Source organism: Rhizobium rhododendri, from assembly GCF_007000325.2.
Lineage (GTDB): Bacteria > Pseudomonadota > Alphaproteobacteria > Rhizobiales > Rhizobiaceae > Rhizobium > Rhizobium rhododendri.
Genome location: NZ_CP117267.1, coordinates 3,394,462 through 3,406,506, shown reverse-complemented (window position 1 = coordinate 3,406,506; position 12,045 = coordinate 3,394,462). Strand labels below are relative to the sequence as shown.

Below are 12,045 nucleotides of genomic sequence, written 5' to 3'. Positions count from 1 at the left end.
GGAGGAATAAACTATGAGCGGTACCCTCGTCCTCGTTCGCCATGGCCAGAGCGACTGGAACCTGAAGAACCTTTTCACCGGCTGGAAAGACCCCGATCTGACGGCGCTCGGCATCGAGGAAGCCACGGCTGGGGGACAGGCGCTGGCCGATTACGGCATCACCTTCGACGTCGCCTTCACCTCGGCCCTCACCCGCGCCCAGCACACGCTGAAGCTCATCCTCGACAAGGTCGGCCAGCCCAGCCTGGAAACGATCCGCGACCAGGCACTGAACGAGCGCGACTACGGCGATCTCTCCGGCCTCAACAAGGACGATGCGCGCGCCAAGTGGGGCGAAGAGCAGGTGCATATCTGGCGCCGTTCCTATGACGTCCCGCCACCCGGTGGCGAAAGCCTGCGAGACACCGGCGCCCGCGTCTGGCCCTATTATCTCACCGAAATCCTGCCGCGCGTGCTGGCTGGCCAGAAGGTGCTGGTTGCTGCCCACGGCAATTCGCTGCGTTCGCTGGTGATGGTGCTCGATCGCCTCAGCAAGGAGCAGATCCTGGCGCTCAACCTCGCGACCGGGGTCCCTATGGTCTACAAGCTGAAGGCCGACTCGACGGTCGCGTCGAAAGAAGTTCTCGGCGATATGTCTGCCGCTCACTAAAGTCAGTTAAAAACCAGGCGTCCCCATCGGGGGATGCCTGAAAACCCGAGTCGACGCTGCAGAACCTCAGTTTTCTATGGTGAACTGGACACGATCTGCTGCGAAGCGGGTGATGGAATACTGGACCGGCGCGCCGCCGAGTTCTGTATTGAGGGCTCGCGTCATCATGACGATGGCGCCCGGCGACAATTCGAGATCGGCGACATCGGCTGTTTCTGCATGCATGGCGGTGATTTCGGTGATGGCACGGACGTAGTCCTCCAGACCCATCTCCGCAAATGATCGCGTAACCGAGCCCGTCCGGCGATAGACTTCACCGATATTGGCGAAACGATCCGCAGGAAACCAGCTTGTGGAGCGCGATACGGGCCGCTTGTCCACGGTGCCCAGCGTTTCCAGCCGAACAACGGGGGTCCCCGGCTTGATTTTTAGCCAGCCCGCGATGTCGGCGCCGGCGGTCTCGCAGGCTACGTCGATCAGCACGCCGCGCGCTTCCTTTGCCTGATTGCCAACCCCTTGCGAGAACCGGGTGCGGCGGGATATCGGGAAGTTCAGCTTTTCCTTGCGCTCAACCATCGTACCGCGTCCCTGCACGGCGCGCACAACACCCTCCTGCGCCAGCGCCGCAAGCGCGCTTCTCACCGTGTGGCGGTTGACACCAAACTGCAAGGCCAGCGCCGTTTCCGCCGGCACCATGCCGGAATCATCGAAATCTCCGTGATTGATCGACGCTCTGATGCGATCGGCAATCTGCCGCCAGAGGGCCACTCCGGTCTGCCGCTGCACCTGTTTCTGAACTGCCATTCTTCCCCATCCCGTCACACGCTTGTCATCCCGCGCCCTTAAAGCTACAAATAGCTTGTATGGTTGTCTATATCAATAGACATTTGGAGACGAGAGATGAATTCGGCGCAAAGACACGAGGCGGCCGCCCGGGAACTCCGCACCCGCAAGCGCGTCACGGACCTGCTGGCCAAGGCGGAAGGCGAAGAGCTGCAAGCCGTCTGGGAAACACTGGCCCAAAAGCCGGTGGCAACGGCGGTGCGCGGGCCCGAAACCGGGCTTGTGATGGTCCGCGGTCGCATCGGCGGCGGCGGCGCCATGTTCAACCTTGGCGAAGTAACCGTCACGCGGGCGACGTTCAGGCTCCCCTCCGGGACCGTCGGTCATGCACAGGCGCTCGGCACCGACATGGAGCGGGCGCGGCTGGCAGCGATCTTCGACGCCTTGTGGCAGGAGCCCGATACGAGGGATTTCGTCGAGCAGGCGATCCTGACGCCTGTTGCGGAGCGAATTGCAGCGGCGGACCACCAAAAGGCGGCGGAAACTGCGGCAACGCGCGTCGATTTCTTCACCATGGTGCGCGGAGAAGATCAATGAGCGTCAATCCCGATACTTTTAGCGGCGGCTTTGCCAACCCGGTTTTCGAAAGCCAGAGCGTCTTCAAGGCGATCATGGACGGCATGGCGCGCCCCGGCACGATCCAGACGATCGGCCCGGAGATTGCCCCACCCGCTCCGCTTGGTATTGCTGCGGGCGCAATTGCGCTGACGCTTTGCGATCACGAGACGCCCGTCTGGCTGTCGGCATCCCTTGCCAAGTCTGCGCTCCCCGCCTGGCTGGCCTTCAACACGGGCGCTGCGCTCGGCGACAAGCTGGAAGCGCGCTTCGTCTTCCTTGAGGACGGCACGATGCTGTCGTCATTCAGCCAGTTCGCGTCGGGCAGCCAGGAATATCCGGATCGCTCGGCAACCATCGTGCTGGAAGTCAAGGCTCTGGAGGGCGGCCGACCGCTCGCTCTTTCCGGGCCAGGCATCAGGGACATCGCGACGATTGCACCTATCGGTCTTCCCGAGAGCTTCCTGCGCCTCTGGAATGACAACCGCGCCATTTTCCCGCGCGGCGCCGATATCGTCCTGACAGCGGGCAAGCATTTCGTCTGCCTGTCGCGTACGACCAAAATCACTGCAACGGAGATCTGACCGATGTATGTTGCCGTCAAGGGTGGCGAAGCCGCCATCGCCAATGCCCACCGGCTGCTCGCCGACCGCCGTCGCGGTGACCGCTCGCTGCCGGCCATCGGCATAGACCAGATCGTCGCGCAGCTTTCGCTCGCCGTCGATCGCGTCATGGCCGAAGCCTCGCTCTACGACCGGACCCTGGCGGCGCTGGCCATCCGCCAGTCACGCGGTGACATGATCGAGGCGATCTTCATCCTGCGCGCCTACCGCACGACGCTGCCACGTTTTGGCTATTCACAGCCGATCGATACCGCCGCGATGAAGATAGAGCGGCGCATTTCGGCGACCTACAAGGATCTGCCGGGCGGCCAGTTGCTCGGGCCTACCTTCGACTACACCCATCGCCTGCTCGATCCCTCGCTGCTGGGAGACGAAGCAGTCGAGCAAGGCGCGCAGCGCCAGGCCGAAGATGACCGCGTCATGCGCGTATCGGAAATCCTCGCGGAAGAAGGGCTGATCGAGGCAGATGGCGACATGCCGGAGGACCACGAGACCGGCGACCTGACGCGCGAGCCGATGGAATTCCCGATGACGCGCGACCTTCGGCTGCAGGCCCTGGCACGCGGCGACGAGGGCTTTCTGCTGGCGCTCGGCTATTCCACGCAGCGGGGCTATGGCCGTAACCATCCCTTCACCGGCGAGATCCGCATCGGCGAGGTCGAGGTCGAACTCGACGTGCCGGAACTCGGCTTCGCGGTCTCGCTCGGCACCATCCAGGTCACGGAATGCCAGATGGTCAACCAGTTCAAGGGCTCGGCCAAGGCACCGCCGCAGTTTACGCGCGGGTACGGCCTGGTGTTCGGCCAGAGCGAGCGCAAGGCGATGGCCATGTCGCTGGTCGACCGAGCGCTGAGGGCCGAGGAACTCGGCGAGGACGTGACCGCACCGGCGCAGGACGAGGAATTCGTCATCTCGCATTCCGACAATGTCCAGGCCACCGGCTTCGTCGAGCATCTGAAGCTGCCGCACTATGTCGACTTCCAGGCTGAGCTCGATCTTGTCCGCCGCATGCGCAGCGATTTCGAAAAGGCGCGCAAGGCCGGCCAGGAACCCCTTCAGGAGGCTGCCGAATGAGCGCGCTTGCAACATACAACTTCGCCTATCTTGACGAACAAACCAAACGGATGATCCGCCGCGCCATCCTCAAGGCGATTGCGATCCCCGGCTACCAGGTGCCGTTCGCCTCGCGCGAAATGCCGATGCCCTATGGCTGGGGCACCGGCGGCGTGCAGGTGACGGCGTCGATCATCGGCCCTGACGACGTACTCAAGGTCATCGACCAGGGCGCAGACGACACGACCAATGCCGTGTCGATCCGGGCCTTCTTCCAGAAGGTCGCCAATGTTGCTGTCACTACCCGCACCAGCGAGGCGACGATCATCCAGACCCGCCACCGCATTCCCGAAGAGAAACTCGGGCCCAATCAGGTGCTGGTCTACCAGGTGCCGCAGCCGGAGCCATTGCGCTTCCTGGAGCCGCGCGAGACCGAGACGCGCAAGATGCATGCGCTGGAAGAATACGGCCTGATGCACGTCAAGCTCTACGAGGACATCGCCCGCAACGGCCGGATTGCCACGACCTATGCCTATCCGGTCAAGGTCCAGGGCCGCTATGTTATGGACCCTTCGCCGACGCCGAAGTTCGACAACCCGAAAATGCACCAGTCGGAAGCCTTGCAGCTATTCGGCGCCGGTCGCGAGAAGCGGATCTATGCCGTGCCGCCCTATACCGACGTGGTCAGCCTCGACTTCGAGGATCATCCCTTCGAGATCCAGAGCTTCGACAAGCCCTGCGCACTCTGCGGCGCGGAAGACGTTTACCTTGACGAGGTCATCCTCGACGACAAGGGCGGGCGGATGTTCGTCTGCTCCGACACCGACCATTGCGAGGATCGCCGGGCCCATGGGCATGTCGGCGAGATGCTGGCACCCGCCAAGGAGGCTGCGGAATGACTGAGACGCCACTCCTCAGGGTCAAGGATATCTCGAAATTCTACGGGAGCCGCATCGGCTGCCGCAATGTCTCGTTCGACCTCTGGCCGGGCGAAGTGCTGGCGATCGTCGGGGAATCCGGTTCCGGCAAGACGACGTTGCTGAACTGCCTGTCGACCCGGCTGATGCCGACCACCGGCAGCATCGAGTACCACATGCGCGACGGGCAATATCGCGAGCTCTTCCACATGAACGAGGCCGAGCGGCGCTTCCTGATGCGCACCGACTGGGGTTTTGTGCACCAGAACCCGGCCGATGGACTTCGCATGACGGTTTCCGCCGGGGCTAATGTCGGCGAGCGACTGATGGCCGTCGGTGATCGCCACTACGGCAATATCCGCGCGACCGCCATTGACTGGCTCGGACGCGTCGAGATCAATGCCGACCGCATCGACGACCAGCCGCGCGCTTTTTCCGGCGGCATGCGCCAGCGCCTGCAGATTGCCCGTAACTTGGTGACCTCGCCCCGCCTGGTCTTCATGGACGAGCCGACCGGTGGTCTGGACGTCTCCGTGCAGGCCCGCCTGCTCGATCTCGTGCGCGGCCTCGTCCAGGATCTCGGCCTCTCTGCAATCGTAGTCACCCACGATCTCGCCGTCGCGCGGCTGCTCTCGCACCGGATGATGGTGATGAAGGACGGCAATGTCATCGAGCACGGCCTGACCGACCGCGTGCTGGACGATCCGCAGGAGCCCTACACGCAACTGCTCGTATCCTCGATCCTGCAAGTCTAGGGAAAGAACGTCATGGCAACCCCTCTCGTCGTCTCCGAAGTTTTCAAAAGCTTCGTCATGCATCTGCGCGACGGCATTCGCCTGCCTGTTGTCGCCGACGTCTCGTTCTCGGTCGCCGCCGGGGAGTGCGTCGTGCTCGGCGGTCCATCGGGCATCGGCAAAAGCTCGCTGCTGAAAATGACCTACGGCAACTACGCCGTCGATGGTGGCCAGATCCTCGTCGTCCACAAGGGCCGCATCGTCGACCTTGCGACCGCGGATCCCCGCACCGTCATCGACGTGCGCCGCCACACGATGGGTTATGTCAGCCAGTTCTTGCGCACCGTACCACGCGTCGCCGCCATCGATGTCGTCGCGGAACCGCTGACGGCGCGTGGCGAAAGCCACATCGTGGCCCGGGAACGGGCCGCAGAACTGCTATCGCGGCTCAACCTGCCCGAGGAACTATGGCAGCTGCCGCCGGCGACATTTTCCGGTGGCGAGCAACAGCGCGTCAACATTGCCCGCGGCTTCATCACCGATCACGCGATCCTGTTGCTCGATGAGCCGACGGCATCGCTCGACGCGCGCAACCGCGCTGTCGTCGTGGAGTTGATCGCCGCCAAGAAGAAGGCCGGCGTGGCCTTGCTCGGCATCTTCCATGACGATGAGGTTCGGGCTGCTGTCGCCGACCGCATCCTCGATGTCAGTGCGTTCTCGCCACGCATATCCCGCGTTCCGGCCGAGGCCTGAACTTTGCCAATCCAACGAGAAACCTATGGCGCCGCAGACCTGCGGCGTGAAGGTGAAACTGCGCCCGGAGACATTGAGATGACCAGGAAAATTGGCGAGCAGCCCTCTATCGATCCGACGGCGCGCGTCAGCCAGTCGACCCTCGGACGCTATACCGAGGTGTCCGAGCGCTGCCGGCTCGATGAGGTCGATATGGGCGACTATTCCTATATCATGCAGGATGGTGCAGTCTGGTGCACGACCATTGGCAAATTCGTCAATATCGCCGCCGCCGTGCGCATCAACGCGACCAACCATCCGACATGGCGCGCCACCCTTCACCATTTCACCTACCGTGCCAAGGACTACTGGCCGGATGCCGACCTGGAAACCGACTTCTTCGCCTGGCGCCGTGAGAACCGCGTCGTCATCGGCAACGACGTCTGGATCGGCCATGGCGCGACTGTGCTTCCCGGCGTGAAGGTCGGAAACGGTGCCGTGATCGGCGCCGGAGCAGTGGTTTCGAAAGACGTCGCGCCCTACACAATCGTCGGTGGGGTGCCCGCCAAACTGATCCGCGAGCGATTTTCAAAGGCTGTCGGCGAGCGGATGGATGCCTTGGCCTGGTGGGATTGGGACCACAACCGGCTGCGCACTGCGCTGGAGGATTTCCGTGCCCTTTCAGGCGAGGATTTTCTTAGCCGCTACGGTGGCTGAAGGACGCCTCCGACGGGATTTGTGACAGCAGTTACACAAATCTGACATCGGAGGTTCATCAACCTTCGGTAAGCATTTCAACCGATAGGCGCGTTCAGACGCGCCTTTTTTGAAAGCTTCACACATGACGTGTGTCGTCGCGAAAAGAGAGACCAGATGTTCGAACTCAGGGATGTAACCCGCACTTTCGGAAACAAGATCGCTGTCGATTCCGTGACGCTGGACATCCCGCAGGGCCAAATGGTCGGCATCATCGGTCGATCGGGCGCCGGCAAGTCGACGCTGCTGCGCATGATAAACCATCTCGCACTTCCCTCGTCGGGCTCCATCCATTTCGCCGGCGCCGAGGTTTCGGCATTTCGCGGCAAGGCCCTGCGCAACTGGCAGCGCGACTGCGCGATGATCTTCCAGCAGTTCAATCTCGTGCCCCGCCTCGATGTACTCACCAACGTCATGCTCGGGCGGCTCAACCACCGGCCGACGGCACTCAGCCTGCTCAATATCTTCACCCGCGAAGAGCGCATCGATGCCATCATGGCGCTAGAGCGTCTCGGTATCGAGCAGACGGCAATGCAGATGGCAGGCACCCTTTCCGGCGGCCAGCAGCAGCGTGTGGCAATTGCCCGGGCACTGATGCAGAAGCCCAAGATGCTGCTTGCCGACGAGCCGATCGCTTCCCTCGATCCTCTGAATGCGAAGATCGTCATGGATGCGCTGCGCGACATCAACGAGCGCGACGGTATTACGGTCATCACCAACCTGCATACGCTGGATACAGCCCGCAATTATTGTGAGCGCATCATCGGCATGGCGTCCGGCCGCGTCGTCTTCGACGGTCCGCCTTCAGCGCTGAGCGCCGACGCGGTCAATGCCATCTACGGCACCGATCGGGATGGCGCGGGCATCGACGAGACGATGACGTCGACGAGCATCAATACTGCCAGCTTGCCTGCTGCAAGCGTGGCTCAGCAATCTGCCGGCGCCTCGCCGCTGGCACTGGCCGGTCTCTGAGGGAGAGACCGGGATCGAAGGCCCACGTCACGGGTGCATCCATTCAGACCGAACATCCGGGGACACCGGTTAATCAGGAGACGAAACCCATGTTGAAGAAGACACTTCTTGCAGCCACGGCGATCCTTTCGCTCGTCGGCCAGGCAGCATCCGCAGCCGACCTCAAGGAATTCCGCGTCGGCATTCTCGGCGGCGAGAACGAAGCCGACCGTCTACGCAACTACGCCTGCCTTGCCGAGCATCTCAAGGAAACCTTCGGTTTTGAAAAGGTCTCGCTGTTCCCGGCTGCCGATTATGACGGCGTTATCCAAGGCCTGCTGGGCGGCACGCTCGATTTCGCAGAACTCGGCGCCTCCGGTTATGCCGCGACCTTCATCAAGGATCCGAAGGCCGTCACCCCTATCCTGACGACTCAGCAGGCCGACGGCGCGACCGGCTACTACTCCATCGGTCTGGCCCTGAAGTCCTCCGGCATCAAGACCATCATGGACGCCAAGGGCAAGAAGCTCGGCTACGCCGACCCGGACTCCACCTCCGGCTACCTCGTTCCGCTGACACAGATCCCGAAGACCACGGGCGTTCCGAACGACAAGTTCTTCGGTTCGACGCAGTTCAACGGCGGCCACGAGAACAACCTGCTCGCAGCCTATGACGGTAAGGTCGATGTTGCAGTCGACGATTCCTCCGGCATTGGCAACTTCAAGGACGGCTACACCTCCGGCACCTTCCGCAAGGAAGTCAACAAGGGCGCTGTCGACCCGAACAAGCTGGTTGAAGTCTGGCGTTCGCCGCTGATCCCGAACGGCCCGCTGGTCGTTTCCAACAAGCTCGGCACTGAATGGCAGACCAAGCTGGCCGACTTCTTCACCCAGCTCCCGACCAAGGACAAGAAGTGCTTCGACGCCATCGAAGGCGGCGACTTCAAGGGCTACGTTCCTGTCAAGGCCGACTTCTACAACGCAATCGTTGAAGTCCGCAAAGCAGCTATCGGCGGCTGATCCGAGATCACTGAAGGCGGCCGGTCCCACCGGCCGCCTTTTTGACGTGCCTGAACTCCGTCCGACGAGCAGCGTTTCATGACCCTAGCCGACACCCATTCGCAGATGCCAACGTCGCAGCAGATCGGCGACAGCTGGGCGAGGCAGGTCGCGCGCCGGCGGGTCTACACGATTTTCGGACTTCTGGTGCTGCTGGCGGCCTTCGTCTCGTCGATGCAATTTGCCAATGACAGCAATGCCGGACACTTCTTCGAGCGCCTGCCGCATCTCTTCGACTTCGTCAGCTGGCTGGTTCCGAAAGACTGGAACGACGTCTGGCGCGCCCTCTTCGACATAGCCAGCCCCAACGATCCGGGAACGGGCGGCGAGGAGTTCAATTTCCCGCGCGGTCGCGTCTATGTCTTCGGCGATTTCTATATCCCCGAATACTTCGAACTGATGCTCATCACCATCAACGTGGCGCTGGTGTCGACGATCATCGGCTTCATCTTTGCCCTGCCACTGTCGTTCATCGCATCACGCAACCTGACGCCGTCGAAGCCTTTGCGGATCGTCGTCAAGCGCGTCATGGAGGTGCTCAGGGCCTTTCCGGAAATTGTCATTGCCGGGCTGTTTGCCGCAATCATCTCGATAGGGCCGGTCTCGGCCATCATCGCCGTCGGCCTTCACTCGATTGGCGCGCTGGGCAAGCTGTTCTATGAGACAATCGAAAACGCCGACATGCGGGCCGATGAAGGCATCCGCTCGGTCGGTGCCAGCTGGAGCGAGCGGGTACGGTTTGCGACCCTGCCGCAGGTCCTGCCTAACTTCATGTCCTATACCCTGCTGCGGGTGGAGATTAACGTGCGGGCCTCGACGATCATCGGCGCCGTCGGCGGCGGCGGCATCGGCGAGGAACTGAAGCTCTCCATCTCGCGCGGCTTCGGCGCCAAGACGATGGCGCTGATCCTGCTGCTCTTCGTCACCATTCTCGCCGTCGACCAGTTCTCCGCCTGGCTGCGCAAGCGGCTTGTTGGCGAACACGCCTTCCTGCTGCATCACTGAGGCTCCCATGACGCTGACCGACGCAAGCCATGCGGCATCCATCGAAGAGCGCTTTCCGCAAGCCTTCAACCCGCCCTTCCGCAAGCGCTTCGGCGGCCTCCTGGTGGTGATCGGGCTGCTGCTCTACGCCCTCTATTCCGTCTGGTTCTTCCAGCTGCCGAAGATCCTCGGCGAAGCTCACTGGGACCGGGTCGGCATCTTTCTCAGCCAATGGGTCAGCTACGACGTGCAGCCGGAGTTTCGGCTCTCCGGAGATCAGGTGGCGCCACATTATCCGCGCTTTTCGCCGCTCGGCGACGATCCGCATCCGGATTGGGTAAAGGCCAACGCCGACGGCAGCACGACGGTAGAGGTTGCCGGCAAGGCCAAGATGATCGAGATCACCAAGACGGAGGTGACAGTCGTTGCCAACGGCGAACGGGTCGCAGTATCGCTTGTAAGCGGCCAGCCGAAGGTGATTGGCCCTGTGCCTGCCTGGATGACCGTCTATGACGACAACGTGCTTGCCGACCTCGGCTTTGCCGGTGACGTCAGCATCGACAACGACCGGGTCAAGATCCGCAAGCGCTTTCTCGGCTGGCCGAACTTCATCTTCGACACGAGCTCGAAGTTTTTCGAGAAATCACCTTCCGAAATCGCAACCCTGTTGTTCAGCGGTCCGCAGCTGGTCAAAGGCCAGTCCAACTGGTCGCTGGCATTCGACGATTTCTGGAACAACAACCAGTGGCAGCACGGCGATGTGCTGACGAAGCTGCTGCAGACGATCGTCATGGCATTTCTGGGCACGCTGCTCGGCGCCATCGTTTCCTTTCCGCTGGCTTTTCTGGCGGCGCGCAACATCACATCGAGCCGCATCGTCAACCACATATTCAAGCGTTTTTTCGACTTCCTGCGGTCTATGGACATGCTGATCTGGGCGCTGTTTTTCACGCGGGCCTTCGGACCGGGGCCGCTGGCAGGCAGCGCGGCGATCTTCTTTACCGAGACCGGTACGCTCGGCAAGATCTACGCCGAAGCGCTGGAGAACATCGACGACAAGCCACGCGAAGGCATCCTGTCGACCGGCGCATCTGAAGTGCTGGTGCAGCGCTACGGCGTGATGCCGCAGATCGTGCCGATCATCGTCAGCCAGACGCTATACCAGTGGGAATCGAACGTCCGCGGTGCGACGATCATCGGTGCGGTCGGAGCCGGTGGTATCGGCCTTAAGCTTTGGGAGGCGATGCGTACCAACAAGAACTGGGAAAACGTTGCCTATATGGTGCTTCTGACGCTAGCCGTGGTAATGATCTTCGATGCCGCTTCCAACGCCCTGCGCACCCGGCTCATGGGAACGCAGAACGAGCGATAAAGACGGCATACCGCGCGTTTGATCATCATTCTGTCACGGAAATCTTTTAGCGCAGAACCATCTTGCCGTCGGTGGAAAAATCACGTCACTGTGCGCTCCCCGCATGACCCAAGGATGGCCACTTGCGCTACGCCCTCTACTTCACGCCGCCGCATGACGATCCGCTGACGACGGCGGCCAGTCGCTGGCTTGGCCGCGATGCGTTTACCGGCGAGACGTTTCCGGCAGCAGATGCCGGTGATATCAACGCGGACGAGCGGGTGGCGATAACGGAAGATCCTCGCCGCTACGGTTTTCATGCCACGCTGAAGGCGCCTTTCGAGCTTGCCAGCTCTGTCACCGAGCGCGATCTTCTGGAAGTGGCTGCCGAATTTGCTGCGAAAACGCCGACGTTCACGCTGCCGAAGCTTGTTCTAGGCCAGCTCGGGCGCTTCTTTGCGCTGGTACCGGGCGATCTGTATCCGACGCTGCAGGAGTTCTCCGCCGACGTCGTGCGCTCGTTCGAGCCCTTCCGCGCCGCGTTGTCGGAGGCAGATATTGCCCGCCGCAAGCCTGAACAACTCGATGACGCCCACCGCGCCAATCTGCTTCGCTGGGGCTATCCCTATGTCATGGAGCAGTTTCGTTTCCACATGACCCTGACCGGCCAGGTGTCGCCCGAGCGCCAGGATGCGTTCAGGACCGTGCTTGGCGACAAATTTGCCGATTATATTGGCCGCCCCCTTCCCATCTCCGGCCTCGCCGTCTTCGTCGAAGAGACACGCGGCGCGCCATTTACCGTCCGCGCCTGGTTACCCCTCGCCCACGCTGCAAGCTGA

Annotated in this window: 14 protein-coding genes; 13 read left to right on the top strand and 1 reads right to left on the bottom strand. The window is 62.0% G+C overall.

Features of this window, described 5'->3' with window-relative positions; translation table 11 throughout:
• Nucleotides 1-13 precede the first annotated feature (13 nt).
• The gene (locus tag PR018_RS16480; protein ID WP_142830088.1) at nucleotides 14-649 is read left to right on the top strand and encodes a 2,3-bisphosphoglycerate-dependent phosphoglycerate mutase; all 636 of its coding nucleotides are present in this window, start codon (nucleotides 14-16) and stop codon (nucleotides 647-649) included.
• A 66-nt stretch (nucleotides 650-715) separates the two neighbouring features.
• Here the strand turns inward: PR018_RS16480 and phnF are convergent, their stop codons facing one another.
• Nucleotides 716-1,453, bottom strand: coding sequence for a phosphonate metabolism transcriptional regulator PhnF (gene phnF, locus PR018_RS16475; protein ID WP_142830086.1), 738 nt, complete (start codon nucleotides 1,451-1,453; stop codon nucleotides 716-718).
• 96 nt (nucleotides 1,454-1,549) lie between these two features.
• On the opposite strand from phnF, the gene phnG reads away from it, so the two are divergent.
• The 12 genes from phnG (at nucleotide 1,550) to PR018_RS16415 (ending at nucleotide 12,045) form a co-directional block, all read left to right on the top strand.
• Nucleotides 1,550-2,029 carry a phosphonate C-P lyase system protein PhnG gene (phnG, locus tag PR018_RS16470; RefSeq protein ID WP_142830084.1) on the top strand — a complete coding sequence of 160 codons (480 nt, stop codon included), beginning with the start codon at nucleotides 1,550-1,552 and terminating at the stop codon, nucleotides 2,027-2,029.
• Nucleotides 2,026-2,631, top strand: coding sequence for a phosphonate C-P lyase system protein PhnH (gene phnH, locus PR018_RS16465; protein ID WP_142830082.1), 606 nt, complete (start codon nucleotides 2,026-2,028; stop codon nucleotides 2,629-2,631). The genes phnG and phnH overlap by 4 nt, the downstream gene beginning before the upstream one ends.
• 3 nt (nucleotides 2,632-2,634) lie before the next feature.
• The gene (locus PR018_RS16460) at nucleotides 2,635-3,744 is read left to right on the top strand and encodes a carbon-phosphorus lyase complex subunit (protein ID WP_142830080.1); all 1,110 of its coding nucleotides are present in this window, start codon (nucleotides 2,635-2,637) and stop codon (nucleotides 3,742-3,744) included.
• Nucleotides 3,741-4,622 carry an alpha-D-ribose 1-methylphosphonate 5-phosphate C-P-lyase PhnJ gene (locus tag PR018_RS16455; RefSeq protein ID WP_142830078.1) on the top strand — a complete coding sequence of 294 codons (882 nt, stop codon included), beginning with the start codon at nucleotides 3,741-3,743 and terminating at the stop codon, nucleotides 4,620-4,622. The genes PR018_RS16460 and PR018_RS16455 overlap by 4 nt, the downstream gene beginning before the upstream one ends.
• Nucleotides 4,619-5,395 carry a phosphonate C-P lyase system protein PhnK gene (gene phnK / locus PR018_RS16450; RefSeq protein ID WP_111215949.1) on the top strand — a complete coding sequence of 259 codons (777 nt, stop codon included), beginning with the start codon at nucleotides 4,619-4,621 and terminating at the stop codon, nucleotides 5,393-5,395. The genes PR018_RS16455 and phnK overlap by 4 nt, the downstream gene beginning before the upstream one ends.
• A gap of 12 nt (nucleotides 5,396-5,407) precedes the next feature.
• Nucleotides 5,408-6,127, top strand: coding sequence for a phosphonate C-P lyase system protein PhnL (phnL, locus tag PR018_RS16445; protein ID WP_142830076.1), 720 nt, complete (start codon nucleotides 5,408-5,410; stop codon nucleotides 6,125-6,127).
• Between the two features lie 78 nt (nucleotides 6,128-6,205).
• Complete coding sequence (locus PR018_RS16440; protein ID WP_142830074.1) at nucleotides 6,206-6,823, top strand: DapH/DapD/GlmU-related protein; 618 nt, start codon at nucleotides 6,206-6,208, stop codon at nucleotides 6,821-6,823.
• Between the two features lie 156 nt (nucleotides 6,824-6,979).
• Entirely contained in the window at nucleotides 6,980-7,834 is an 855-nt protein-coding gene (gene phnC, locus PR018_RS16435) for a phosphonate ABC transporter ATP-binding protein (RefSeq protein WP_142830072.1), read from the top strand.
• An 89-nt stretch (nucleotides 7,835-7,923) separates the two neighbouring features.
• Complete coding sequence (gene phnD / locus PR018_RS16430; RefSeq protein ID WP_142830070.1) at nucleotides 7,924-8,832, top strand: phosphonate ABC transporter substrate-binding protein; 909 nt, start codon at nucleotides 7,924-7,926, stop codon at nucleotides 8,830-8,832.
• Nucleotides 8,833-8,910: 78 nt separating this feature from the next.
• A complete protein-coding gene (phnE, locus tag PR018_RS16425) occupies nucleotides 8,911-9,876 on the top strand; it encodes a phosphonate ABC transporter, permease protein PhnE (protein WP_142830068.1) in 966 nt (321 codons plus the stop codon).
• Between the two features lie 7 nt (nucleotides 9,877-9,883).
• Nucleotides 9,884-11,227: a phosphonate ABC transporter, permease protein PhnE gene (phnE, locus tag PR018_RS16420; protein WP_142830066.1), complete on the top strand. Its 1,344-nt coding sequence runs from the start codon at nucleotides 9,884-9,886 to the stop codon at nucleotides 11,225-11,227.
• Between the two features lie 122 nt (nucleotides 11,228-11,349).
• Nucleotides 11,350-12,045, top strand: a complete 696-nt coding sequence (locus PR018_RS16415) for a DUF1045 domain-containing protein (RefSeq protein WP_142830064.1) — start codon at nucleotides 11,350-11,352, stop codon at nucleotides 12,043-12,045.

What these genes read in the sequence shown, in the direction of transcription:
- PR018_RS16480 (WP_142830088.1), top strand. Translation starts at nt 14, where the DNA reads ATGAGCGGTACCCTCGTCCTCGTTCGCCATGGCCAGAGCGACTGGAAC.
- phnF (WP_142830086.1), bottom strand. Translation starts at nt 1,453, where the DNA reads ATGGCAGTTCAGAAACAGGTGCAGCGGCAGACCGGAGTGGCCCTCTGG.
- phnG (WP_142830084.1), top strand. Translation starts at nt 1,550, where the DNA reads ATGAATTCGGCGCAAAGACACGAGGCGGCCGCCCGGGAACTCCGCACC.
- phnH (WP_142830082.1), top strand. Translation starts at nt 2,026, where the DNA reads ATGAGCGTCAATCCCGATACTTTTAGCGGCGGCTTTGCCAACCCGGTT.
- PR018_RS16460 (WP_142830080.1), top strand. Translation starts at nt 2,635, where the DNA reads ATGTATGTTGCCGTCAAGGGTGGCGAAGCCGCCATCGCCAATGCCCAC.
- PR018_RS16455 (WP_142830078.1), top strand. Translation starts at nt 3,741, where the DNA reads ATGAGCGCGCTTGCAACATACAACTTCGCCTATCTTGACGAACAAACC.
- phnK (WP_111215949.1), top strand. Translation starts at nt 4,619, where the DNA reads ATGACTGAGACGCCACTCCTCAGGGTCAAGGATATCTCGAAATTCTAC.
- phnL (WP_142830076.1), top strand. Translation starts at nt 5,408, where the DNA reads ATGGCAACCCCTCTCGTCGTCTCCGAAGTTTTCAAAAGCTTCGTCATG.
- PR018_RS16440 (WP_142830074.1), top strand. Translation starts at nt 6,206, where the DNA reads ATGACCAGGAAAATTGGCGAGCAGCCCTCTATCGATCCGACGGCGCGC.
- phnC (WP_142830072.1), top strand. Translation starts at nt 6,980, where the DNA reads ATGTTCGAACTCAGGGATGTAACCCGCACTTTCGGAAACAAGATCGCT.
- phnD (WP_142830070.1), top strand. Translation starts at nt 7,924, where the DNA reads ATGTTGAAGAAGACACTTCTTGCAGCCACGGCGATCCTTTCGCTCGTC.
- phnE (WP_142830068.1), top strand. Translation starts at nt 8,911, where the DNA reads ATGACCCTAGCCGACACCCATTCGCAGATGCCAACGTCGCAGCAGATC.
- phnE (WP_142830066.1), top strand. Translation starts at nt 9,884, where the DNA reads ATGACGCTGACCGACGCAAGCCATGCGGCATCCATCGAAGAGCGCTTT.